The following is a 24490-nucleotide window of genomic DNA, read 5'->3' on the forward strand; positions in this document are numbered from 1 at the left end:
CGGATCCGGCTTTCATCACCGTGCGGTCAGACGCCTGCACCAACGCCAAAAGTGGCGGCGGATGCCCACTGACGACGCGGTTCACGTTGCGCACGGCAGCCAGGCTCACGCGTGACGCAGCACCAACAGCTCGCCCGTCAGCGTCCCGACTTCCAGCAGTCGTCCGATCCGTGAGCTCTGCCGCTCGGCCAGCTGCCAGGCGTCGGTATGCCCGTGCCGCCGGGTCAGCTCGTCCGTAACGGCGTCCATCCGCTCGTTCCATTCCTCCGGAATCGCCGGCAGCTCAGCGGTTCTCAGCCAGTGCTCGACATGCAGCGCCGACTCCTCCACCAGTTGCCGTAACCGCTCCGGGGCCGGGAAGTGGTTGCCTTCCAGTTCGTGGCTCGGCAGTTCGCCCCGAGCCACGAACGCCAGCAACCCGATTCGCCCGCCGCGCCGCACGGTACGGTGCAGCTCTGTGAGCATTGCCAGCTGATCCGGGGTGGTGCACAGCACTCCGAGCGACCACGCGGCATCGCAACTCGCCTCCGCCAGCGGCAGTTTCGATCCCACCGCTTGCACCACCGGATAGCCGAACAATCGCCGGGCAGCGCGACACGCGCCGGCCTCCGGCTCGACGAGCACGGGCCGCAACTCTCGCTGTTGCGCGGCATACGCGGCCGGCCCGCCGACGCCCGCGCCGCAGTCCAAAAACGTTGCGCCGGGAGCAAGTTCCATACGCTCGGCAAGCCAGTCCAGGGCGGCCGGGCTGCCGCTGCCGCGGCAGCCTGCCGGCACGTGATACTCCGGTCCCAAGTCGGCGGCGACCTGTGCCGTCCACTCCGCGACCGTGTCGAACTCCGCCTGCATCGCTTCGGTCACGAACCCCCCTCCCGGATGAGCCGGCCTACCTCCGCTTTGATCTCGGCGCCGACGCGGGCGCCCGACGCCGATGCCAGCCCGGAGACGTTCACCCCGTCGACGCCGTCGATCGACAGCAGTGACCGCGCCTCACTGACCGCGGCCGAAATACCGGCGGCGATCGGATCCGCTGAGCCGAGGACGCTTTCCGTCACGGTGGGGTCGAGTTCGAGACCGGGCAGACCCTGCAAAACGGCGGCCGACACGCTGTCGGTGAACACCGCGACCGCGGCGATCACCGGGATCGACAATCCCTGTGCCCGAGCCGTTTTCATGAACTCGGCGATCATGTCCGGGAACGGCACGTGGTTGAGCACCGCGAGGCCCGCGCCCGCCCGCTGCTTCTCGACCAGCCGGGCGGGCCTGGCGTCGACGGGCGGCGCCGTGGGCGTCTCCGGTACCGCCGGGAGCACTCCGAGCGATGCGGCCAGCGACACCAACCGCAGCCCGTCGAGATCGAACGTCTGAGTGACGTCCGGCCGAACGTCATAGCCGCGCCCGTCACCGGTCACACAGAGCACGGTGTCCACCCCGATGGTGCGCAGGCCCCGCAGTTCCTGTTCCAGGACGATCCGGTTGCGATCTCGGCACGACAACGTGATCCACGGGGTCACACCGGCGTCCAGCAGCAACGATCCCATCAGCGTGGGCGGAAAATCCGGCTTGTTCTGATGTTCGCCCACCAGTACCGCGTCGCACGAGGGCGCCAGCACCGCCGCGGTCGCCGCGACATCGTCGCGATCGAAGGGCGCGCAGCTGAAATCGGTCAGCACCAAGGGCGCCGGCCCGGTCTCCCGGCCGGCCACCGGCGCCGGGCCTGACCACCTCACGATGTCAGTGAACACACAGTCCCCCGAACGCATCTCACATTGACCGTCCGGACGCACACCACCGCAAGGCCCGAATTCCATCCGTTTCGGGCAACCCGGCTCGGTCGCCTCCGCAGTTCCGCTCACCGCGGTACTCAGTTGCTGTCCAGCGCGCCGCTAACAGGTTGGCCTGCAACGTAATCCATCGGCGGACCGCCCCCGTACCCGAGGTCGCGGTGGGCCACCGCGGTGGCCAGTGCGGTTCCGTTCTGGATGGTTCCGATGATGTCCACTTCGTCGTTCACCGCGAACTGGCTCCCGGCCCTGGTGATGACCGCGGTCTGAGGAGTGACCAGATAGGTTCGGGTGATCCCGTCACGGCTGCGCGCGGTGACCGAGCCCGCCGACACCGCGATCAACGTGCCTTCCTGGCTGACGTGCTGGTCCGCAGCATCCGGCGGTATGTGCCCGGATCCGACCGCGTTTACCACGAACGCCGCCAGCGCCGCCGCCACAATCAGCGCACCGAAAGCGATACCGCATGCCCGCAACAGGGCACCGGAAATCCTGTCTCTTTCTGGTCGCGCATATTTGCCAGGCAGCGACGGCCGCGGCGGTCGCGGCTCGCTCAGGCGGTGCTTGGCATTCATCATTGGTCCCTCTTGCGGCGGTTTCAGACCACCGCGCACTGACGCACATCGTTTCAGAACGTTGCCCTCGGAATTACCCGATGCTTTGCCGCGGTAAACCGCTAGCCCGCCGACGCCGCGGAAATGCCGCCGGTGCCTTCCTGTCGCTGACTCAACTCGGCGAACGCGGCGACGAACGCGTCGGTCACCTCGTGGGTGTCCTTCAGGGTCGCGTCGTCGGCCAGTACCGAGACACTCAACTGGTCGACGTAACTCCAGACAGTGATGTTCAGGGCCGAGCCGGCGGCAAGCGGTCCGACGGAATAGAAGTCGGTCACCACGGCCCCGGCGATGTGGCCGCGTTCACGCGGGCCGGGCACGTTGGAGACGATCAGGTTGAACAACTGATTGGGTGCCTCGCGTCGTGACATCCACCCGAATGTGGCGCGGGTGAGGGTGGGCGGGATGAACTCCAGCCAACGGCCAACCAGGGTGGGTCCGAGCAGTTGATGATCCTCCTTGGCGATGCGCGTGGAGGTGCGGATCAGGTCCAGGCGCACCTTCGGGTCGCTGACGTGCACGGGCAGCGAGACCAGCATCGTGGCCAGGGCATTACCCGCGATCCGGTCCGGCGAGGTGTCGGTGGCGGTGGGTATCGAAGCGATCAGCGGCCGGTCGGTCGGTTCGCCGTAGTTCAGCAACAGACGGCGCAGCGCTCCCGCCGTGACGGTGAGCACCAGATCGTTGATGGTCACTCCCAGCTGCTTGCTGACCGCTTTGACCTCCGCGAGCGGCAGCACACCGCTGGCGAAGGTCCGTCCCGGCGAGAGCTTGTGGTTGAGGAACGTCGGTGGTGGATCGAACCGGGCCGCCAGATCAGGGTGCGTCAACCGCTGCCGTGCGCGGCGCTGCAGCCGGTAGGCGCCGACGACTCCGTCGCGCACCGCCGACGGCAGGGTCCGGACACGGGCGAGATGGTCGTGGGCCGCGAATCGCACCACGTCCCGCGTCCGCGGCGGGGCGAAAGCCGCTCCGGGCTGATCCTGCATGGCATCGGACCACTGCAAGGTGCGCGCCATCAGGTTCGCCGAGGCGACGCCGTCGGCCAGCACGTGATGGATCTTGCCGATCACCGCGATGCGCTGATCGGAGAGCCCCTCGGCGAAATAGAACTGCCACAGCGGGCGGCTGCGGTCCAGCGGCGTGCTGGCCACGCGGCCGATGACGGCGTCTAGTTCGCGTCGCCCGCCGGGTGCGGGCACCTCTACCCGCTGCAGGTGGTAGTCGAGGTCGAGGTCGGCGTCCTCATGCCAGACCGGGCGGTGCAGATGGAAGGGCGTCGTCACCAGCTGGTAGTGCATCGGCTCCAGCACCGGCAGCCGGGCCCGGAACACCTCGCGGAACGCGTCAAAGGTCGGCACGCCCTCGAAGCCGCTGGTGTCGACCACCGCCACCTTCAGGGTGTGCTGATGCACGTTGGGCGTCTCGCTGGCCAGCATCAGCACATCCCAACCGCTGAGTCGCTTCACCGGCCCGCCTTCCCTATCTGGCCGCCCGCGTGGCGCACTCGGCTGCGGGGAGCCGGTGATGGACCGATTCGATCGCCTTCGCGAGCCCCGGGACGAACGCGGCCGGCTGCAGTGTGCACCCGGCGTGGCCGGCGTCCACCGGGACCATCTCAGCGTCCGGAATGCGCTGAGCCAACCACTTCTGCCGCTGCACGCCGAAGGCACGGTCTTTCATCGTCACCACGACCGCCGTCGGAACGTCGATGTCGCCGACCCAGGAGGTCGAGTCGAAGCGCACGACCTCTGCGATCGCGCGGGTGATGCCACCCGGTGACGTGGCACGAGCCTGGCCCAGCACCCACTGATAGTCGGCGAACAGCCCGGTGGGCACGGCGGCCGCCGGTCCGCCGCGGCGGGGTGCGGGGGTGAGAGTCTCGATCAGGGCCGCGAACAGCCCGGTGGCCACGCGCTCATAGCGGGCGCGGCTCACTGCCGCGGTCGCGGCGCACAGCACCAACCCGTCGACCCTCTCGCGGTGGCGCCGCCACACCAGCTGAGCGATCAGTGACCCCATCGAGTAGCCGACCGGCACAAAGCTGGGGATGTCGAGTACGTCGGCCAGTGCCGCCACGTCGTCAGCGCAGTCTTCGAACAGCATCCGGGGCGGCGAGATGCCCTGGCCATGGCATCGCTGGTCGAAGATCACCACCCGGCCGAATTCGCGCACCACGTCCAGCGCGGGATACCAGGTCATCAGGCCGGTGCAGGCCAGGGAGTGCAGCAGGACGTAGGTCGGTCCGTCGCTGGGACCCGAGTCGAGAACGTAGGTGCTGCCCCGACCGGGCAGGTCGACGACGAACCCTTCCGGCAGCTGCGCAACGGGTGCCAGCGCGGGCACCTTCGGCAGCCGCGGCAGTGGGATCCCTCGTGGACGGACGCTAACGATGGGGGTTATTAGAACAGGTGCCGCCGTCCCAGCCAACCGGAATATCCGGGCTGGTTCGCGTTGTTACTGATCTCGACGGTGCCGGATACTTCCCCCGGGTACCACACCAGAATCGTCGCTTCGAGCGACCACTTGCCGAGAGGCGCGAAACCGGCACCGTCACTCCAGCACGACACCGTCGAGATTGAAACTGCGCACAGCCCCCACGGCGTGTTGTGTGCCTGATGTCAGTGTCACGCAAACGGCGCACCGGTCGTACGCCGATCACTCCAGCACGAAGACCGGGATCTGCCTGGTCGTCTTCGTCTGATATTCCGCGTACGGCGGGTAGGCCTCGACCGCGCGCCGCCACCACTCCTCGCGCTCGGAGCCGTCGAGTTCGCGAGCGGTGAGGTTGTGCACGTTCTCCCCGTCCTGCACGGTCAGCGCGGGATTGGCTTTGACGTTGTGGTACCAGGCCGGGTGTTCGGGTGCACCGCCCTTGGATGCGACGATCGCGTAGCGGCCGTCGTGTTCGACGCGCATCAGGGGCACGTACCGCTTCTTGCCAGACTTGGCCCCGGTCATGGTCAGCAGGACGACGGGTTTGTCGAAGATTTCGACCCCGTCGGTGGTGCCCTGCCGCAGAATCCGCTCGGTCTGCTCGCGTACCCAATCCGTGGGGCTCAGCTCAACGTTTTCAGCCATAACCAAGTTGAACACGTCCGCTCAGCCCATCCATTCCCGGCTCGGCATTGGGCGCGCCGAACCAGGTGGTGAGGGCGGTCGCCAGGCCGTCGTACGGCGCGTCCGCGGCCCACGCGACGTGTCCGTCCGGCCGAATCAGTACGGCGCCGGGAACCGCGACGGCACCGAGCGCCGGAAGCTCGCACTTGCCACCGTGTTTCGCATCCACCAGCAGGACCCGGTCGGCCCAGCCGCCGATGTCGATGCGGCCGGGTTCGCCGAGGTTCAGCAGCACCGGCTTGGCCTGGTGCAGCAGTTCGAAGACCCGCCGGCCGGTACCGACCAGGTCGAGGTCGGGCATCCGCCGACCCAGCAACGGATGTCCGTCACCGAGCTCGTAGCGGATGTCCAGACCAGACATCATGGCGGCGAATCGTTTCCGGGGCTCCTCCATGCCGAGGAGTTCGGCGGTAGTCTCGCGCAGTGCCGTGGTGCGGTCATCCGTGCGCAGCAGCGCCATCTGGGCCATCGCGTTGCGAAGCACACGCGCGGCGACCGGGTGCCGTTCGTCGTGGTAGCTGTCCAGCAGATTGTCGGCCGACGTCCCGTCGACCACCGCCGCGAGTTTCCACCCCAGGTTCACCGCGTCCTGCATCCCCGTGTTGAGCCCCTGCCCGCCGATAGGGTGATGCACGTGGGCCGCGTCGCCGGCCAGCAGCACCCTCCCCCTCCGGTACACCGACGCCTGGCGGGCCGCGTCGGTGAATCGGGAAATCCAAGCGGGACTGTGGATTCCGTAGTCCGTTCGGTAAACGTCGATCATTGCCCGGCTCAGGTCGCCCAACGTGGGTTCGCCCGTTGCCCCGAGGCGGCGCTCGGTCACCATGACCCTGACCGGCCCACCCTCGCCGGTCCTGCTGATCGCATGGACACCGACCTCGTCGTGCCGAATGCCCCATTCCGGTTCCTGCGTTGCTTCAGAGCCGATTTCGGCTTCGGCGAGTAAGTAGCTCGCGGTCGGCTCCCAGCCCTCGAAGGGGATGCCGGCCGCCTTGCGCACCGCACTGCGTCCGCCGTCGCACCCCACCAGGAACTCGGCCCGTAGCACTCCCCCGTCGGTAAGCCGCACCTGGACACCGGCCTCGCCTTGGGAGATGCTCCCGACCTCGTGACCGCGATAGACGCGGACCGCGAGCTCGTCCACCCACTCAGCCAAGAGCCGCTCGATATGGCTCTGCCACAACGCAAGTCCGTAGGGGTGCCGAGTGGGAAAGTCGCTGATGTCCAGGCGGATCTGCGAGAACCCGGCCAACTGGGCCACTTCGCCCTGCTCGATGAACCGGTCGGCCACGCCGCGCTGGTCGAGGATCTCGATGGTGCGTGAGTGCAGACCGCCCGCGCGGGCGCCGACCAGGGCCTGATCCGTGCGTCGTTCGACGATGGCGACATCGATTCCGGCCAGCGCCAATTCGGCTGCCAGCATCAGGCCGGTCGGTCCGGCGCCCACGACGACGACCGCATGCTCGCTTCTCACACTTCCCCCGTTTCGCTGAGTTTTGGCTTAGCTCAGCGATTTTGCGGCATGCCCCGGGTCTTGCCGCAAGCCCCCCGGTCAGGTATAGGTTGAAGGTGAGGGGAGTTGGTCCGCGACTGAAACAGCCAGCGGTGCATCAAATTGGTAGGCGCACGCCATCTGCTCGCGGACGATTGTCTCCAGCGTGTCGCGCTCATCGGGCGCCACCTCGAACACGAGCCGGTCATCGATCTGGGCCACCATCCGCGAGGACAGCCCGGCGGCCGTGACGGCCTCGTCGACCGTGATCATCGCGGTTTTGACGACGTCGGCCACCCCACCCTGCAGAACCGTGGCACACACCGCCCGTTCGGCGTCGTCGCGCAGCACCGGGTCGGGACTGCCCAAGCCGGCCAGGTAGCGGCGGCGGCCCGAGAGCGTGGCCGCGTACCCCAGGTTGCGGGCGTCGTCCACTGCGTCGGCCAGCAAGTCGCGAAGAGGATGGGAAAGATACTGCGCAACAGCGTCTTTCGCGTCACGGAGGGAGACCTTCAGCGCGGCCGCCACCTCGCCGGCGCTCCATCCGTAAGCCAGCGCGCGAGACAGCGTCCGCTCCCGGTCGCCGACGATGGGCGCGGTGCCGCCCGACAGGTGGTCCACTAACCGCAACTCCAGCGCGTGGTAGCGCGCGGTCAGCAGTCCCGCGTAGCCGGCACCGGCCACGAAGCGTGCGTGGACGCCGCGCAGGTTCGGTTGCGACGACGACAGAGCGCCGGTGGCTGACGTGGTCTGGTGATACGTGGCATGGACCCGTCCGTCCGGAGCGTCGGACAGCGGATGCGCGGGGTCCACGGCGACGCCCACGGTCTCCAGGTCAGCCAGCACCCGCTGCACCGGCAGCTCCATCCGCCCCATCAGGGACGAGGAATCGATGCGGGCCAACTCCTCGTCGAGTACGTCTGCGAGATCGAGCACCGCGCAGGCCCGCAGGATCAGCGCGCGCACGGCACGCTCGTCCGGGCGCGCCGAAAACCGTTCCAGCTCAAGCGGTTCCTCGGGCAATGCGCAACGCATGTGGTGAACCAACAGATCATTGAGCTCGGTGTTTCGCCGTCCGGGTCGCAGCAGGTGCGCCGCAAGTGCGGTATCGGAGGTGACCCCACGCAGGGTCCAGCCGCGGTTCCGCAGCGCGTGCATCGTCCATTTGCCCCGGTGTACCGCCTTGGGCGGGCCCGGGTCGGCGAGCCACGATGACAGCGCAGCCTCGTCGTCGGCGGTCAACGCGGCGACGTCCAGATAGCGGCCATCCCCGTCGGCGGCGACGATTGCGACCGCGACCGCCCTGGACCGCCGGCCCTCGTTGCCGGCGGCGACCGCCAGCCCGAACCGGTTACCCAGGCTGTTCTCCGCCAGCCAGGGCGCGAGCTCACCGTCCCGCGGCATGCGTCCGCGCACGTCGAAGCTCACGCCATTCATCTTTGGCCATGATTCGCCGACCGGCATCGCGGGGTACCAGTAGGTAATCTCGCCACTGCACCGACAACGAAAGAATCATGACTATGCAGGCAACGGTCACCCCCGAGGCCGAGAACGCCATCACCGACATCGCGCAGCGCCACGGGCTTTCCCGGGATGCTGTCCTGGCCATGCTGTTCGCCATCCACGCCGGTGGCGGCACGATGGCGCAGTTCACGATTCCCGAGCTCGGTGGCGCCGGGCAGTGGATGCGCGGCGGCATGACGATGGTCGGCAACATGTTCGACAACGCACTGAAGGCCCGCGTCGACGCGCTGTGCGGCGAGTTGGCACAGCTGCTCGCCTCGACCACGGTGTTTCGCGCCGCAGCCACACCGTCGGCTGCCACGCAGTCCCAGGGGGGCTTTACCTCAGCCAACTGGTGGCCGGCCGACCTCGGCGTGCCCACCTCGTCCGGTGGTCAGAACGATGTGCGCTACGCCATCTTCCCGGCCACCCGGCGACTGGCGATCCAGGTCAACGGTGTCACGAGGGTGTTCGATACCGACGAGCACCAGATCACCGGCGTGCAACAGCAGCAGGGCGGCGGCGGATACGGATCGGTGAGCTTCACCAGCCAGCTGGGCACCTTCGACGTGTCCGGCCTGACCGAGCTCGGCGCCCAGCAGGTGGCTGAGACGCCGACATCCGCGCCGGCGCCGCAGCACCAGGCCGGCGACCCGGGGTCCGTCGTCGCAGCCATCGAGTCGCTGGCCGGGCTGCACCAGCGCGGCATCCTCTCCGACGAGGAGTTCGCCACGAAGAAGGCCGAACTGCTCAACCGGCTCTGAGCCGCACGGGCGTCAGGACGGCGGCCGCGGGGGGAACTCAGCGCGGTTGGTGATGGCGTCGCGGTAGGCGTACACCCGATTCGGTATGGTCCCCAGCACCGCGATGGTGTGGCCGTCGCGTCCGTAGGCCGTGACGAACTCCCAGCGGTTCGGGTCGCCTTCGACCAGCTGGACTGCGTCGTAATCCGTTGGCACACCCAGCATTTGAACCTTGACGTGGTACTGATCCGACCAGAAGTAGGGCACCTCGTCGTGCGGCCGGGCGGCCTCGGGGCCGGCGAGCAGCGTGCGAGCGGCGGCGGCGCCCTGCTGTCCGGCGTCCTCCCAGTGCTCCGTGCGCAGATGCCGCTCGTAGAGCGGATGCCACCAGCGCGCGACATCTCCGGCAGCCACCACATCGGTACCGCCTTCGGCGCGGCCGGTGGCGTCGCAGACCACCCCGTCATCCACGCGCAATCCCGAACCCCGCAGCCAGTCGGTCGCCGGAGTCACGCCCAGTCCGACGATGACGAGGTCGGCCGACACTTGCGAACCGTCGGTGAGCTGAACCGCCTCCACGTGTCCGTTGCCCACGATCTCCTCGACGCCAACGCCCACCCGCAGGTCGACGCCGTGCTCGCGGTGCAGGGCGGCCCAGCACGGTGCCAACTCCGGCCCCAGGGCCGCCACCAGCGGGTTGACGGACTTCTCGATCAGCGCCACCTCCAGGCCCAGCGACCGGCAGGTCGCCGCGACCTCGGCACCGATAAAGCCGCCCCCGACCACCACGACCCGGGGGTTTGCGCCGAGCCGTTCCCGGATCGCCAGACAATCCTCGACCGTGCGGAGCAGCATCACCCCGTCAGGGACGGGACCGCCCGGCCATTGACGCGGGACCGCTCCGCTGGCGATGACGAGTCCGTCGAACCGCAGCGAACGGTCTCGGCCGTCGTCGCGCAGCCGAACGGTCCTAGTCGAGAGGTCGAGCCCCACGGCCGACGCGCCGCGCAGCACGCGGGCGTCCACCTCGAACTGCGGAGCGATGTCAATACCCGCCCGATGCACCTTGCCGGTGAGGAACTTCTTCGACAGGGGCGGCCGATGGTAGGGAGCGTGGCGTTCGCCGCCCACGATGGTGAGCTCACCCTTGTAGCCGTCTCGTCGCAGCGTTTCCGCTGCCCGCGTCCCGGCTATGCCCGCGCCGACCACGACCACCTGCTCGAGCATCAACTCAGTCCTTCACGAGGATCGCCTGGGTGGGGCACGAGACCTCGGCCCCCTTCAACTGCTGACGCAACTGCGCGGGCGGCTCATCCTGCAGCACGTGCAGTCCGTCTTCCCGCACGTCGAACACCTCATGGCAGATGCTCATGCACACGCCGTTTCCGTCGCAGGTGTCCAGATCGACCTGAACCTTCATCGAACCTCGACCCTTTCCGATTGGGCTCGGGCCCGCTCGCGGGCGGCCCTGGCCACCGGCGAGTACTCCAGATACTCGATCGCCATCTCGGTGGACGCCTCGTCGTTCGGGTGGTGGCTGGGCCGCAGGTACCTGGCAGGCGCCGTCACGAACAGCTGCCACGGACCCGGCAGCCGGTATTCCCGCGCCGCCCGCAACCAGTCCCGCAAGCGCCATTTGGTCTCGACCGTCGGGTCGTGGGCCATCAGGTAGCGGGCACCGGCGATCCACCAGCCGATGAACAGCGGAGCCGTCATCAACATGGAGAACGCCCGGATGGCGTAGCTGCCGCAGACATGCTGATAGACGTCGTACACGAGGGAGCGGTGTTCGACCTCCTCGGCGCCGTGCCAGCGCAGCAGGTCCAGCATCATCGGGTCGGCTTTCGCGTAGTCCAGCCCGCGGTTGCTCAAGACCCACTGGCCCATATTCGCGGTGAAGTGCTCCAGCGCGGCGACATCGGCCAGGCGCCGGTAGAGCCACCAGCGCCGCAGCGCCGGCGGGAAGAACTTCGGCGGATCGCCCAGCGAGATCGACAGCGTCTTGCCCAGCCGGTCGGTGTACGGCTTGGTGTCGATGCCCTGCTCGGCCAGATGGTCGAGCACCACCTGGTGCGCCCAGGCATGCCAGGACTCCTGCTGGATGAAAGGCTTTATCGCGGCTTCCAATTCAGGGTCATCGACCAGCGACGACGCCTCCAACACGGCTTTGATGAAGTGCCGTTCACCCTCGGGCAGCAGCAGGTGCAGGACGTTGATCATGTGCGTCGAGAATGGGTCGTCAGGTACCCAGTGCAGCGGTGTGTCCGACCAGTCGAAGCGGACCATCCGGCGATACTTCGGGTGCCCTTCGTGATGTAGTGCGACCTCCGGCATCAGAAGCTCCTCCCGCCGACCGACCGCATCAAGCGGCGGTCCCTTCTTCTGTCCACCTGGCCGCGTACCCAATCGGACTGTTGTCTATGCGTACCGTTGCCGTCGAGTTCGTACCGTTCGTTCGGTGGCCTACGAAGCCCTCCGCCGGGGAACATCCGCAGGCGTGCGGGGTAGTGCGTACAGCGCCATCCGGCGGTTCGTCATGTCGTGCTCGCCGAGGAACACGCAGCCCGCGCTCTCACAGAACCGGCGCGCGGTCGTGTTCCGGTGGTCGGGATCGAACATCACCCGACGACATTCCGGCTCGTCCGTGAGCACGCTGGCCACCAGGTGTGGCAACACAAATTGCGCAATGCCCTTGTTGGTGACTGCCGGATCGGCGATGGCGGCGTGTATGCCCAGATCGTGCGGATCGTACTGATACCGGGTGGCGATCGAATCCTTTGCGGCCCAGTACAGTTCGACGTAGGCATGGTCGCGGCCATCGATGCTGGCGACGAACGGGCGGGAGTAGCTGCCGTCCAGTTGCGCCAGCAGATAGCGGCGCCATCGTGACACCGGCCAGACGTACTCCCAGGCGGCGGCCAGATGCGGCCGGCGCATCCACTCGGAGATCATCTCGGCATCGGCGTATGGGTCAGCGAGCCGAAATGCGTAGGGAGCTGGCACTTCCGGCCGCGACGGCGGAGGTGGGATCCGCCTGACCTCGTCGGGTAGCTCGGTCCGTTCCCGCGGCAGCATGACGTCCGTGTCGGTCACGGCGTTGCCTGTGAGTTCATGGCCGCGCGAAGGCTCTTCGGACGCATGTCGGTCCAGTGTTCGTCGACGAATTGCAGGCACTCCGCCCGGCTCGCCGCACCGAAGACCCGTCGCCAGCCCGCCGGGATGTCGGCGAAGGTGGGCCACAAACTGTGCTGCTCTTCGTCGTTGACGACCACGACGAACGTCGCGGTCTCGTCATCGAAGGGATTGGTGCTCATAGTTCCTCCTCATTGCGGGGTCGGTGCTGCCGGTCAGGTCTGCTCCCAGCACCCGGTCGGAAAGCATCCCCAGGCAGCTGAGGTTCGGAAACCCCGGCCCCTGGTTCAGTCCGGCGAGATTGGGCAAGAACAACTTCGGTGCGACGTCGGTGACGGCGAGGTCATGCCCGATCGATTCACGCAGCAGCTCGCCGGTCATCGGCCCGCCCAGCCCGAGTTCGAGCAGATCGAGCGCGTCCTGACCGAACAGCGAGGTGAACCACAACGCGTCCAGGCCGGAGCCGTCGATGACGAGATCGAAACCGTGCACGGTCTCGAAGTTTTCGCTGCCACGATTGGTGTTGAGCGTGAGCCGGATCTGGTCATCGCGACCGACGGCATGCGCGACGCGCCCCCGCAGGTGCCGGATCCGGTCGTCGGCCATCAGCGCGTCCTGCACGTTGGAAGAGAAGACTCCGCGGTCGGTGCGGGCAATCGCGTCACGGCGCTCGGCCAGGGTCAGCGCCGTCCAGTCGGACGGGTCGGAGAACAGCGAGTTCTCGAAGTAGCCTTCGCCGCGGGTGAACAGCGTCACCTGCGGGGAGATCACGGTGATCGTCGAAATCGAGTGCCGGAACAACTCATTGAGCATCGCAGCCGCGGTCTCGCCGCCGCCGATCATCGCGACCCGTTCGGCGCTGATCCGCTCGTGCGCGGCGGCCCGGTGCCAGAACTGCGCAATCGACAGCACCCGCGGATTGCCCGGCAACAAGGTGCGTTCGGGCTGACCCGGCCCGGTGATCATCAGCGCGTCAACGCGCACGGTGCCTTCTGGGGTGTGCAGCGCCCACTGCTTTCCGTCGACGGCGATGCGGTCGACCTCGCCGTAGATGACGGTCATGTCGACGCGTTGGGCGACCCAGCGCAGATACTGGCCCCACCGGCGGTGGGTTGGGGCGGGCCGGCCCCGGTCGATCCATTGTGCGAACTGCCCGGTGGCGATGAGGTACGACTGCCAGCTGTGGCAGGTCATCCGCTCGTCGAGTTCGGCGTTGCGACGCGGCACCAGCGACGAGTGGTAGGGGAAACCGACATCCTTTTCCGGGCTGGTACCCAGGTGTTGGGCACCGTCGGTCCAGCCGCCGCTGGCCTGCCAATTGGCGGCCACTCCGGTTCGCTCGACGGCCACCACCTCGGGTGTGTCGACACCCATGGCACGCAACACCGAAGCCTTGGCCGCCACGGCGACCGCCTTGGCGCCGGCTCCGATCACTCCGAGTGTGGTCATGACACCAGCTCCTTGAGTTCCTGATTCCAGATCGTCTGCAGCGCGGCCACATCGGCCTCGCAAAGAATGTCCGGCAACACCCGCCACTGGGTGAGCAGCACGTGTTCGTCACCGGAGCCGAGCAGGGTGGCCAGGATGACTACCTCGTGACGTACCGCGATGTCCGGCTCCGGCAACTGCGGCAGCCCGCCAAGCAGCTCACGGTCGAGCCGTAGGTCGGTACCGGCGCCGCCCAGGTCGGCGTGACCCAGGTAGTTGAGCAGAAGTTGCGGCCCGGGACTTTTCTTGAGCTGGTCCGCGGTGTCGCTGCGCAGATAGCGCAGCAGCCCGTAGTCGATGTCGCCGCCGGGGACCGAGGCCAGCTGCTCGGCCACCCGATGCGGGTCGGTGGTGTGCAGCCGCAACGGGTAAATGGTGCTCAGCAGGCCCACGGTGTCGGACGTATCGACCGTGTCGCCGGCCAAAGCGTCGGCCCGGCCGTGAGTTTCGAGCGCCAACAGCGGCGGCGGCGTCGACTGGCCACGGCTCCGCCGCCACCGGTTGACCGTCCGGGTCGCCGCGGCGACCAATACCTCGAACATCGGAACGCCCACATCCGAGAGCCGCCCGGTGGTCTCGGCGTCGGTCACCGACGCGCTTATCATCAGGTCGCGGGCGCGGTCCCGCTCGGGATCGACCCGACGGGACCCGAGGTTCGGATCCTCGCCGTCCAGCTGGTTCAGCCAAAACGGTGCGTTGTCAAGCGTTTCCGCGCGCCGCGTGAGGGCTGCCGCCCACTGCCGGTAGGTGGTGTGCTCGGCGACAGGTGCGGGTGAACGACCCGCTGCCGGCGCATGCAGGGCGGCGTCGAGTTCACCCAGGACCACCCGCCACGACGCCGCATCCATGGCCAGGACGTGCGCGGCGATCAGCAGTACGCTCTGCCCGGTCGGCGGGCGCAGCCAGGCGACCGAAAGCAGCGCGCCCGCTTCCGGATCGAGACCGGCCACGGCACTCTCGGCGTGTTCCCGAACTGCCGCCGAAAGGTCACCCGTTACCGCGACCTCATCGAGGAGATCGTGGGCCGGCGCGGGTACCAATGTCATGCTGGCGCGGTCCAGGCGGGTACGTAGCACCTCGTGACCGTCCACGACACTGATGAGCGCCGTTCTGAGTCGGTCGCCGTCGATGCCGTCGGGCAACCTGAGGGCCTCGACCTGCACCAGCCGCCGCGGCTCGCCATACTCATAGAGCCAGTACGCGTTGGGCAGCAAGGGAATCGGTTGTCCACGCTGTTCGTCGCGACGATCCGGCACAGCTTCCTGGGCGTCGATTGCGGCGGCGAGCTCACGAACGTCGGCGCACTCGAGGATCAGTCGTGCGCGCAGCGGAATCCCGCGTCGCCGCGCTGCCTGCACCACAGACAAGGCAAGGATGCTGTCCAGTCCGAGTTGCAGGAAGTCTGCGGTCACATCCACTTCGGGTTGACCCAGCAGTTCCGAAATGATTTCGGCCAGTTGGGTTTCGGTGGCCGTGGTTGGGGCCGGCGCCGTGGTTGTGGTGACACCGAGGTCGTCCAGCGCCGCTTCGTCCAGTTTGCCGTTGGCGGTCAACGGGATCTGGTCGACGACAATGATGTGCTGCGGCACCATGTAACGGGGCAACCGCTCGGCGATTGCGGCGCGCAACTCGGCCGACGTGGGTCGGGTTCCGTTGACGCCGGCGGCGTATGCCGTCAGGACGGGCCTGCGCTGTCGTTCGCGCACCGCCACGTGCGCGTGCCGCACTGCGGGATGTGTCTCCAGCGCCGCGGCGATTTCGCCGGGTTCGACGCGGTAGCCGCGGATCTTCACTTGCGCATCGGCGCGCCCGAGGTATTGCAGCGAGTCGTCGGACCGGCGTCTAACCACGTCGCCGGTGCGGTACATCCGCCCGCCGCGGACGAACGGGTCTGCGACGAAACGGCCGGCCGTCTCGGCTGCGCGGCCCACATACCCGCGGGCGAGTTGGCCGCCCGCCAAATACAATTCGCCCGGCACCCCGTAGGCCACCGGACGTAGCGCGGCATCCAGCACGTACCCGTGGGTGTACTGGGTGGGCCGACCGATCGTCGGGGCGCGGTGCTCGGTGATGTCGGCGACCAGCGCCTCCACCGTGGTTTCGGTGGGGCCGTAGCAGTTGTACGCAGACGTCGCAGTCCGGGCGCACTCATCGCGGATCGCCTGCCACATCGCCGGGCCGATGGCTTCGCCGCCCAGGGCCAGCACAGACAAGGGTGCGTCGGTGAGCAACCCGAAGGCCCGCAGCTGCGTGAACATCGACGGAGTCGTGTCGATCATGTCGATCCGGTGCTCGACGATGGCCTCGACCAGTGCCTCCGCGTCGCGCTGGGTCCGATCGGCGACAACGTGCACGGTGTGACCGTCGAGCAACGCGACCAGCGGCTGCCACGCCGCGTCGAAGGCGAACGACCACGAGTGCGCTATGCGCAACGGACGCCCCAACCGGGCGGCCGCGGGTTCCAGCACCCGTTCGATGTGATCGTCGGCGTAGGCGGCCAAGGCCGCGTGAGTTCCGATGACGCCCTTGGGTTCTCCGGTCGTGCCCGAGGTGAATACCAGGTAGGCGGCCTGCTGTGGATGTACCGCGGCCGGACGGTATTCCCCGCATCGCGCTTGGGCAGCCGACACCAGGTCATCATCGATGACGATGGCCGCGCCCGTCTGGCGCATGATCGACGCCATCCGGTCCGGCGGGGTGGCGCGTTCCACCGGAACGCTCACGCCGCCGGCTTTGAGAACTCCGAGCAACGCAACGACATAGGTGTGACCGCGGGCCAGGCGGATCGCCACCGGTGTTTCGGCTGCGACGCCGCGCTGTGTCAGCAGTGCGGCCATTCGGTTGGCTGCGGCGTCCAGCTCGGCGTAGGTCATGGCACCGCCGTCCCAGCTCAGCGCCGTGGTCTGGGGACTCGCTTCGGCGGTGGCGGCGAACCGGGTGTGAAACCCCTCGGTGGGCGGTACTTGCGGCGCCTCGCGGGCGCGCAGCGGCGTGGCCTCGTCGTCATGCAGCACGCTGAGCTCGCGCAGTGGCCGCTGCCACCCTGACAGCAGCCGCTCAGCGGTCAGCAGCACTCTGCGCCCGAGTGATTCGCCGGTTGTCTCCCCGAGCGCGCCGTCGAGCACCTCGATCAGCAGCACCAATTCGTCACCGGCCAGGTGGGCGGCCAGCGTTACCGGGAAGTGTGTCACACTCTCCAGCCCACTCGGCCTGAATGTCACTCCGCCTGAGCATAATTGGCGATCCCCGCCGAGCCCCGCGGTGGGAAAGTTCTCGTAGACCAGTAACGTGTCGAACATCTCGCCGACACCGCCCAGCGCCCGCAGCGTGGCGTGGCTGAGATACCCGTGATCGCGCAACATCGCCGCATCCCGCTGCACGGCAAGGCATTGCGCGCCGGCGCTGGTATCCGGATCCAGCCGGACCCGCAGCGGCACGGTATTGATGAACAGCCCGATCATGCTTTCGACGCCTGACAACTCAGCCGGTCGACCCGAAACCGTGACACCGAACACGACGTCGTCGCGATCCGTCGACCGCGACAGCACCAACGCCCAAGCCATCTGCATCAGGGTGTTGACCGTGATGCCCCGGGAGCGGGCACCGTCGGCCAACTCAGCCGTCACATCGCGGCCCGCGCGCAGTTCGGTGCGCCGGGGTAGACCGGCGCGTGGCGCTTCGCCGGCCATGGCGGCCGAAAGCATTGTCGGTGCGCTCAATCCGGCCAGGTAGTTCCGCCATGCCTGTTCGCTGGCCGCGCGGTCATGACCGGACAGCCAGCCGATGTAGTCCCGGTAGGGCCGCGGCTTGTCCGGCAGCGCAGCGGCGTCACCGCCCGCTCCGTACAGCGCGATCAGCTCCGCCGCGAAAACCGGCAGCGACCACCCGTCGATGACGATATGGTGCGCGGTGATGATCAGGTGCCATTGGTCGCCGGGCAGTTCGACGAGCAGGAAGCGGATCGCCGGGGTCCGTTCGAAGTCGAACGGCCGCGAGCGTTCTGCCGCTCCCAGGCCCTCGATCTCCGCTCGGGTCGCACGGACCTGACGCCAGGGCAGCTCGACACCTGTCGGCACGATCTGCACCGGACGCGGGATGTTCCGACTCACGAAGCTGGCCCGCAGATTCGGATGGCGCACCAACATCTCTGCCGCACATTGCTTGAGCAGGTCCACGTCCAGCGCACCGGAGATGTCCGCCGTCATCCCGATCAGATACGGGTCCTCCGAGGAAAACTCCGCCAGCGTTGTCAGCGAGTACAGCCCTTCCTGCAGGGGGCTGAGCGCCATCACATCCTCGATGCCCGGTGGCATGCCGGTCCGGGTAGCGGTCACGGGTTGCCACCCCCCGTGGCCCAGGCCGCCGTCACCGCGGCGAGATCCTGTTCCGACAGGCCCGACGTGCTCATCGGCTCGTGGCGGACATCATCGTCGGCACGAGTCCCGTCCGCACCCGAATCCAGCGCCGCCGCCAGCTGTTGGACGGTCGGGTGCTCGAAGACCATTCGCGGGCTCACCGCAAGACCGGCGTCGCGGGCGCGAGCGGCCAGCTGCACCGACAGGATGCTGTCCCCGCCCAGGACGAAAAAGTCATCGCGGACGCCGATCTCGTCGATCGGCAACAATCCGACGAAGACTTCGGCAAGGGCGCGCTCGGTGTCGGTGCGGGGCGGCTCGCTGCGTCCCCGGGTGCTTACCGCCGGTTTCGGCAGCCCGGGTCGGTTCAGCTTGCCCGACTCCGTCTTGGGCATCACATCCAGCACGGTGATCGACGACGGCATCATGTATCCCGGCAGCACCGACGCGGCCTGGTCCCGCACCAGGGTGGCGAACTCGGCCTTCTCGGCCTCCCCGGTGACCAGCTCGCGTGGCGCGACGTAGCCGGCCAGGGTCGTACTGCCGTCGACGTCCCAGGTGCGCACGGCGGCAACGGCAACCCCGTCCACGCCCTTCAGTGCGGCCTCCACCTCTCCCAACTCGACACGGAAGCCGCGGACTTTCACCTGATGGTCGGCGCGGCCGACGAACTCCAGGCAACCGTCTTCGGTCCACCGCGCCCGGTCACCGCTGCGGTAGAAGCGTGCCCCCGGCTCGTTGGAGTAGGGGTTGGGCACGAACCGTGACGCCGTGAGACCGGGCCGCTTCCAGTAGCCACGCACCAATTGCGCACCGGCGTAATACAATTCGCCGACGACTCCGACAGGTACCGGCTTCAGCGCATCATCGAGCAGATACACCTGCGAGCCGGGCATCGGGACGCCCAGCAGCGGCACCGGCGTCGCGAGCGGCCCGCGGACCAGGGCGCCGGACGTTTCGGTGGCGCCGAAGTTGTTCAGCAACTCCGGACCGTCGCCGCCGCCGTAGTTGGCCAGCAATCGCTGGTGCAGCGCGGCGGTCATCGGTTCGGCGCCGCACACCAGACGATGCAGTGAGCTCAGGGATTCCGGCCAGGCATCCACGATGGTCGACACCAGGCTCGGCACGGCGGTCACCTGTGCCACGGAGTGCCTGCGTACCAGCGCAGCCAGCGCCTCGGGGTCACGATGCTCGGCGTCGTCGGCCTGGATGGTGGTCGCGCCGGCGGCCAGGCCGCCCAGCGTCTCCATGCAGCCCTCCAGGAACGTCCAGGAGGCCTGCGCCAACCGAATGTCGTTGCCTAGCACCGGATAATTCCACAGCTGCCAGTTCAGGCGGCTGGTCATCGCGCGATGGGTGCCCAGCACGCCCTTCGGTTTGCCCGTTGATCCGGATGTGAACACCAGGTACATCGGGTCGTCGGGATGCGCCGCGGGCAGACCGCTGTCCGGTTGCGCGGGCAGATCGAGTGCCCGTTGCAGTCCGGGATCATCGAGTACCAGCAGCGTTGCCCCGGGGCATTCCGGCATCGACTGCGCAGCCGCGGCGGTGGCTACCACGACGCGCGGCGAGACGTCGTCGAGCATCAATTGCTTGCGTGCCGCCGGGTAGCCGGGATCCAGTGGGAAGAAGCCGGCACCGGCCTTCATGATGCCGACCAGTGCAACGACCATGTCGATGCCGCGCCGCGTTGACAGTCCCACAAGTGATCCTGGCCCCACGCCGAGATCGCCGAGCAGGCAGGCGAAGTTGTCTGAGCGGCGGTGCAGCGCAGGGTAATCCAGCTGGTCGTCGCCGCACCGGAGCGCGATGCGGTCGCTGTCCCACCGTCGGCTCGGTTCGAGCAGCGCGGCGATGGTGAGCGGGCGGTCGACCCTCGGCTCGGGGCCACGGCTCCAATCGGTGAGGATGCGGCGGCGCTCACGGTCGTCGAGCAGCGGGACATCGCGCAACCGCCGATCGACGTCGTCGGCGAAGGTGTTGACGACTTGCAACAGCCAACCGACCAGGCGCTCGATGGTGCTGCGGTGATATAGCTCGCTGCGGTAGACGATGTTGCCCTGATAACCCGCGTCGGCGGCGAAGAAGTTGACGCTCAGGTCCGCCGGGGCGATATCGAACGGCGGTTCCATCGCGGTGAATACCGTGTCGCCGCCCGCACCGGTCTCGATGACCTGTTGCGCGGGCAGGTGGTCGCGCACATGGACGACGACCTGAAAGAGCGGGTTCCGCGATAGCGACCTGATCGGGCTGACCGCGTCGACCACCCGCTCGAACGGGAGATCCTGGTGAGCGTAGGCGCCCAGCGCGGTGTCGCGAACCCGGCTGAGCACCTCCCGCAGCGACGGGTCGCCGCCCAGGTCGTTGCGCAGAACCAGGATGTTGATGAAAAAGCCCACCAATTGGTCGAGTTCGGGTTCGGTGCGGGATGCGATCGGAGTTCCCAGCGGAATGTCCGTCCCGCCTCCGGCCTTGTGCAGCACCACCGCGACCGCGGCCTGCAACACCATGAATTCGGTGACGCCCACCTCCCGGCAGAGCCCGGCGAGCTTTGCCCTGGTGTGCGAATCGATGCTGAACTCCACGGAGTCGCCGGCACCGCTGGGCACCGGCGGCCGCGGCAGGTCCGGCCGCAGTCCGGTGTCCTCGGGTATACCTTCCAGCTGCCGCTCCCAGTATTGCCTTTGCGCGCAGGCAATTCCGGATCCGTCCTCCGGCTCGGTGAGCAGTTCGGCCTGCCAGGCGGCGAAGTCGGCATACTGGACCGGTAATGGCGCCCATGCCGGTTCCTGGCCGGCCTTTCGGGCGCGGTACGCGGTGAGCAGGTCGGCGAACAGGACACCGCCGGACCAGTGGTCGATCGCGATATGGTGCACGACCAGCGACACCACGTGCTCCCGATGGCCGGGGCCGGTGTGTAGCACCGCGGCGCGGATCGGCCAGTCGTGTTCCAGCTCAAAGCGATAGCGACGCTCAGAGTCGAGTTGCTCCTGCAGCCAGGCCGCACCGTCACCACTGGCCTGGCGGACCGGCACCTCGGCCGGGGCGTTGATCACCTGATGCGGCACGCCCGCGACTTCGCCATAGGTGGTGCGCAGGATTTCGTGGCGCCCGACCAGGTCGCTGAAGGCGGTCGCGAGGGCGTCGAGATCGCACGGCCCCGTTAGTCGCGCGACGAACGGGATGTTGTTGACCGCGCTGGGACCCTCGATCTGGTAGGCAAACCAGCTTCGCAGCTGCGCGGCCGACAGTGGCAGCCGGCCTTTGTGTGACGTCCTCACCAACGCCGGACGCACTCCGGTGGCAGTAGCCGGTTCCGACCGATCGATCAGTTGCGCCAGTCGGCCCACGGTTTCCGACTCGAAAACGTCCCGGATACCGATGTCGACTCCGCATCGGGCGCGGATCGCCGCGACCAGTTTGGTGGCGGCCAGCGAATGTCCGCCCAGGTCGAAGAACGAGTCGTCGAGGCCTGCCTGGGCGGCACCCAGCAACTCAGTGAACAGAGCCGCAACCGTTCGCTCGGTGTCCGTGGTGGGTTCCCGGAATTCGGCTTCGGACGTGATCTCCGGTTGCGGCAGCGCATTCCGGTCGATCTTGCCGTGCGCGGTGATCGGGATCTCGTCGATGACGACATACGCGGCCGGATTCATATAGTCCGGTAGGGCGGCCGCCACCCGGGTCCGGATGCGTTCCACGTCGACCGATCCCGGGTCGCCGTCCGCCGGCGTCAGATAACTGACCAGGCTCTTGCCCAGGTGCGGCAGATCCGCGGCGATGACGACCGTCTGGCCCACACTCGGGTCAACTGAGATCGCCGCGGCGATCTCGCCGAGCTCGATCCGGAACCCGCGGATCTTAACCTGCTCGTCGGCGCGACCGACGAATTCGACTGCGCCGTCAGCGTTGCGGCGGGCGAGGTCGCCGGAGCGGTACATCCGGGCACCGGCGGTGAACGGGTCCGCGACGAAGCGTTCCGCGGTCAGCGCCGACCGGCGGTGGTAACCGTGCGCGATATGTGTTCCGCCGATGTAGATTTCACCGATGACGCCGACGGGCACCGGCTGCAGTGCGTCATCGAGCAGATACACCTGCGTGTTGAGTTTGGGTCGCCCGATCGGCACGATCCGGGTGCCCTGGTTGCCCTCCACCTGGTAACTGGTGGTGTTGACGACCGTTTCGGTCGGTCCGTAGAAGTTGTAGAGCAACGCGTCGAAGGTGGCATGGAACTTGTCGGCGATCTCTCCGGGCAACGGCTCGCCGCCGATCGGCACCCGGCGCAGCGTGCGCCATTGGTTGACTCCTGGCAGCGACAGGAACAGGCCAAGCAGCGAAGGCACGAAATGCATCGACGTGATGCCCTCGCGGTACAGCAGTTCGGTCAGATAGTTGATGTCGCGCAGCCCATCCGGGCGTGGAATCACCAGTCGCGCTCCGCAGACCAGGGGGCAGAAGATCTCGGCGATGGACACGTCGAATCCTGGCGAGGCCACCTGCAACAGCCGATCCGTTTCGTCGACCTGGTATTTGTCGCCGAACCAGACGAAGTACTCGGCGATCGGCCGGTGCGGCACCGGGACTCCCTTGGGCAGCCCGGTCGATCCCGACGTGTAGATGAGGTAGGCGGTGTTCTCCGGCCGCAGCGGGCGAACCAGCTGATCGGGCCGAGGGTCTTCCGACGGGTACCGCGACAGACCGGTAACCGGTTCGCGCAGGGCAAGTTTGGCTTGGGCGTCGTCGAGGATGTACGAGAGGCGCTCGGGCGGGTAGGTCGGGTCGACCGGGAGATAGACCGCACCGCATTTGAGGACGGCGAGGGCGGTGACGACGAGCTCGGGGGACTTGTCCAACAGCACGGCGACGCGGTCTTCGGCCCCGATGCCCTGCTCAATCAGCCAGTGCGCCAGCCGGTTCGCCTCCGCATTGATCTCGCGGTAGCTGTACTGGCGGCCCTCGTACACGACGGCGACGTTGTCGGGCGAGGCCGCGGCCCGCTCGGCGACCAGCGCCGCGATCGTCGTGGCCGGAATCGAGACCTGCTCGCCGGTGGCGACTTCGCGCATCCACTCGGCCTCGGCGTCACTGAACAGGGTCAGCCGACGCAGTTCGCGGCCGGGGTCCCGCAGGGCGCTGTCCAACAGCACGGCATAGTGCTCGAGCAGCTGGGCGGCCAACGACGGGTCCAGGATTTCGGGCAGATACTCGGCCTCGACCCGGCCATCGGTCGGCTCCACCTTGACGTTCAACGGCAGTCGGCTGGACTGCCCGTGCAACTCCCCGGGACTGCATTGAACACCGGGTGGGCAGAACCCGCCTCCGTCGGATTCGAGGATTCCGAAACCAACCCTTGTCAGCGCTTCCTGGGACGAGCCCAACTCATCGAGCAACTGGGTCAGGTCGACATTCCGATGGGCGAGCGCACCGGTCGCCGTGTCGGCCGTCTGGGTCACCAGCTCGCGAAAGGTCTGCCGCGGCTTCGGATTGACCCGGATCGGCACCGTGCCGGCGAAGCTTCCGATCGAGCTGACGGTGTCGCTACTGCTCACCGGTGCCGCGATCACCAGATCGGTGGTGTGGGTGTAGCGGTGCAGCAGCGCCGCGTATGCCGCGAGCATCACGGCGTACGGGGTGGTGCCGGTCTCCCGGGCCAGCGACCTCACCCGTCCGATGGTGTCGGTGCAGAGCAGCCGCGTCACCCGCTGTGCGCGCCGGTGACCCGGCATCGAGGTGCCGTTGGGTCCCGGGAGTTCCAGCGGTTCAGGCAGTTCCCTCAGGAGCGGGCGCCAGTAGTTCAGGTCGTCCTCGGATTGATCACAGGGCCGTTCCGCCGCCGGCGCCGCGGCGCGGCCGTCGCCCTCGGGCCGGGTGTAGGCCCGCGTCAGGTCCGCGAAGAACGGTGACCAGGAGCCGTCATCCCAGGCCCGTTGGTGCGCGGCGATCAGCAGCGCCATCTCGTCCGGGCCCAGACGCACAGCGGTCATTCGTAGTGGCGACTCGGATTCCAGCTCGAATGGGCGGCGAAAGTCGCGTTGCGCCAGCACTTCCAGCCTCAGCCGCTGGGCCTGGCCGGCGAGGCCCGACAGATCGTGCTCGGCCCAGCCGGGCCGTAGCTCCTCGTGCAGCACCGGGTGGCGCGACGCCACGACATCCAAGGCCTGGTGCAACCGCTCGGTGTCAACGAAGCCCCTGAGATGATAGGACGCACAGATGTTCAGCACAGCTTCTCGTTCGGTGGTCTCGGTCATGCGGGAATCCACCC

The 24490-nt window shown here is 67.8% G+C and carries 18 protein-coding genes; 1 reads left to right on the forward strand and 17 read right to left on the reverse strand.

All coding sequences use genetic code 11. The features are described 5' to 3' along the window. Positions 1-105 precede the first annotated feature (105 nt). The 9 genes from ACNQS7_RS19525 to ACNQS7_RS19565 all read right to left on the reverse strand — a co-directional run bounded on the left by ACNQS7_RS19525 (position 106) and on the right by ACNQS7_RS19565 (position 8438). On the reverse strand, positions 106-861 hold the full coding sequence (locus tag ACNQS7_RS19525; RefSeq protein ID WP_418013845.1) for a class I SAM-dependent methyltransferase: 756 nt from the start codon (positions 859-861) through the stop codon (positions 106-108). Beyond that, the gene (locus tag ACNQS7_RS19530) at positions 858-1856 is read right to left on the reverse strand and encodes a methylenetetrahydrofolate reductase C-terminal domain-containing protein (protein ID WP_418013846.1); all 999 of its coding nucleotides are present in this window, start codon (positions 1854-1856) and stop codon (positions 858-860) included. Before ACNQS7_RS19530 ends, ACNQS7_RS19525 begins: the two co-directional genes overlap by 4 nt. An 8-nt stretch (positions 1857-1864) precedes the next feature. Continuing rightward, on the reverse strand, positions 1865-2359 hold the full coding sequence (locus ACNQS7_RS19535; RefSeq protein WP_418013847.1) for a hypothetical protein: 495 nt from the start codon (positions 2357-2359) through the stop codon (positions 1865-1867). Positions 2360-2460: 101 nt separating this feature from the next. Further along, a complete protein-coding gene (locus ACNQS7_RS19540) occupies positions 2461-3867 on the reverse strand; it encodes a WS/DGAT/MGAT family O-acyltransferase (protein WP_418013848.1) in 1407 nt (468 codons plus the stop codon). 13 nt (positions 3868-3880) lie between these two features. Beyond that, a complete protein-coding gene (locus tag ACNQS7_RS19545; RefSeq protein WP_418013849.1) occupies positions 3881-4744 on the reverse strand; it encodes an alpha/beta fold hydrolase in 864 nt (287 codons plus the stop codon). A gap of 56 nt (positions 4745-4800) precedes the next feature. After that, positions 4801-4968, reverse strand: a complete 168-nt coding sequence (locus tag ACNQS7_RS19550; protein WP_418013850.1) for a hypothetical protein — start codon at positions 4966-4968, stop codon at positions 4801-4803. Positions 4969-5056: 88 nt separating this feature from the next. Then, the gene (locus ACNQS7_RS19555; protein ID WP_055575841.1) at positions 5057-5479 is read right to left on the reverse strand and encodes a nitroreductase family deazaflavin-dependent oxidoreductase; all 423 of its coding nucleotides are present in this window, start codon (positions 5477-5479) and stop codon (positions 5057-5059) included. After that, positions 5472-6992: an FAD-dependent monooxygenase gene (locus tag ACNQS7_RS19560; protein ID WP_418013851.1), complete on the reverse strand. Its 1521-nt coding sequence runs from the start codon at positions 6990-6992 to the stop codon at positions 5472-5474. Before ACNQS7_RS19560 ends, ACNQS7_RS19555 begins: the two co-directional genes overlap by 8 nt. A 78-nt stretch (positions 6993-7070) precedes the next feature. Further along, positions 7071-8438 carry a DNA polymerase gene (locus ACNQS7_RS19565; protein ID WP_418013852.1) on the reverse strand — a complete coding sequence of 456 codons (1368 nt, stop codon included), beginning with the start codon at positions 8436-8438 and terminating at the stop codon, positions 7071-7073. A 92-nt stretch (positions 8439-8530) separates the two neighbouring features. On the opposite strand from ACNQS7_RS19565, the gene ACNQS7_RS19570 reads away from it, so the two are divergent. Continuing rightward, positions 8531-9277 carry an SHOCT domain-containing protein gene (locus tag ACNQS7_RS19570; protein WP_418016066.1) on the forward strand — a complete coding sequence of 249 codons (747 nt, stop codon included), beginning with the start codon at positions 8531-8533 and terminating at the stop codon, positions 9275-9277. A gap of 12 nt (positions 9278-9289) precedes the next feature. On the opposite strand, the gene ACNQS7_RS19575 is transcribed toward ACNQS7_RS19570, so the two are convergent. The 8 genes from ACNQS7_RS19575 to ACNQS7_RS19610 form a co-directional block, all read right to left on the reverse strand. Next, on the reverse strand, positions 9290-10483 hold the full coding sequence (locus ACNQS7_RS19575; protein WP_418013853.1) for an NAD(P)/FAD-dependent oxidoreductase: 1194 nt from the start codon (positions 10481-10483) through the stop codon (positions 9290-9292). Positions 10484-10487: 4 nt separating this feature from the next. Further along, entirely contained in the window at positions 10488-10676 is a 189-nt protein-coding gene (locus ACNQS7_RS19580) for a ferredoxin (RefSeq protein ID WP_310777873.1), read from the reverse strand. Then, positions 10673-11590, reverse strand: a complete 918-nt coding sequence (locus ACNQS7_RS19585; RefSeq protein WP_418013854.1) for a metal-dependent hydrolase — start codon at positions 11588-11590, stop codon at positions 10673-10675. Before ACNQS7_RS19585 ends, ACNQS7_RS19580 begins: the two co-directional genes overlap by 4 nt. 129 nt (positions 11591-11719) lie before the next feature. After that, entirely contained in the window at positions 11720-12331 is a 612-nt protein-coding gene (locus ACNQS7_RS19590; protein ID WP_197419737.1) for a GNAT family N-acetyltransferase, read from the reverse strand. A 14-nt stretch (positions 12332-12345) separates the two neighbouring features. Continuing rightward, positions 12346-12570: an MbtH family protein gene (locus tag ACNQS7_RS19595; protein ID WP_055575834.1), complete on the reverse strand. Its 225-nt coding sequence runs from the start codon at positions 12568-12570 to the stop codon at positions 12346-12348. After that, positions 12548-13837, reverse strand: a complete 1290-nt coding sequence (mbtG, locus tag ACNQS7_RS19600; RefSeq protein WP_055575833.1) for an NADPH-dependent L-lysine N(6)-monooxygenase MbtG — start codon at positions 13835-13837, stop codon at positions 12548-12550. The genes ACNQS7_RS19595 and mbtG overlap by 23 nt, the downstream gene beginning before the upstream one ends. After that, positions 13834-18210, reverse strand: a complete 4377-nt coding sequence (locus ACNQS7_RS19605) for an amino acid adenylation domain-containing protein (protein WP_418013855.1) — start codon at positions 18208-18210, stop codon at positions 13834-13836. Before ACNQS7_RS19605 ends, mbtG begins: the two co-directional genes overlap by 4 nt. Continuing rightward, the gene (locus tag ACNQS7_RS19610; protein ID WP_418013856.1) at positions 18207-24476 is read right to left on the reverse strand and encodes an amino acid adenylation domain-containing protein; all 6270 of its coding nucleotides are present in this window, start codon (positions 24474-24476) and stop codon (positions 18207-18209) included. Before ACNQS7_RS19610 ends, ACNQS7_RS19605 begins: the two co-directional genes overlap by 4 nt. Positions 24477-24490 lie beyond the last annotated feature (14 nt).

Source organism: Mycobacterium sp. 23, from assembly GCF_048287075.1.
Taxonomy (GTDB): Bacteria; Actinomycetota; Actinomycetes; order Mycobacteriales; family Mycobacteriaceae; genus Mycobacterium; species Mycobacterium gordonae_B.

What these genes read in the sequence shown, in the direction of transcription:
- ACNQS7_RS19585 (WP_418013854.1), bottom strand. Translation starts at nt 11,590, where the DNA reads ATGCCGGAGGTCGCACTACATCACGAAGGGCACCCGAAGTATCGCCGG.
- ACNQS7_RS19580 (WP_310777873.1), bottom strand. Translation starts at nt 10,676, where the DNA reads ATGAAGGTTCAGGTCGATCTGGACACCTGCGACGGAAACGGCGTGTGC.
- ACNQS7_RS19590 (WP_197419737.1), bottom strand. Translation starts at nt 12,331, where the DNA reads ATGCTGCCGCGGGAACGGACCGAGCTACCCGACGAGGTCAGGCGGATC.
- ACNQS7_RS19595 (WP_055575834.1), bottom strand. Translation starts at nt 12,570, where the DNA reads ATGAGCACCAATCCCTTCGATGACGAGACCGCGACGTTCGTCGTGGTC.
- ACNQS7_RS19575 (WP_418013853.1), bottom strand. Translation starts at nt 10,483, where the DNA reads ATGCTCGAGCAGGTGGTCGTGGTCGGCGCGGGCATAGCCGGGACGCGG.
- ACNQS7_RS19570 (WP_418016066.1), top strand. Translation starts at nt 8,531, where the DNA reads ATGCAGGCAACGGTCACCCCCGAGGCCGAGAACGCCATCACCGACATC.
- ACNQS7_RS19535 (WP_418013847.1), bottom strand. Translation starts at nt 2,359, where the DNA reads ATGAATGCCAAGCACCGCCTGAGCGAGCCGCGACCGCCGCGGCCGTCG.
- ACNQS7_RS19610 (WP_418013856.1), bottom strand. Translation starts at nt 24,476, where the DNA reads ATGACCGAGACCACCGAACGAGAAGCTGTGCTGAACATCTGTGCGTCC.
- mbtG (WP_055575833.1), bottom strand. Translation starts at nt 13,837, where the DNA reads ATGACCACACTCGGAGTGATCGGAGCCGGCGCCAAGGCGGTCGCCGTG.
- ACNQS7_RS19555 (WP_055575841.1), bottom strand. Translation starts at nt 5,479, where the DNA reads ATGGCTGAAAACGTTGAGCTGAGCCCCACGGATTGGGTACGCGAGCAG.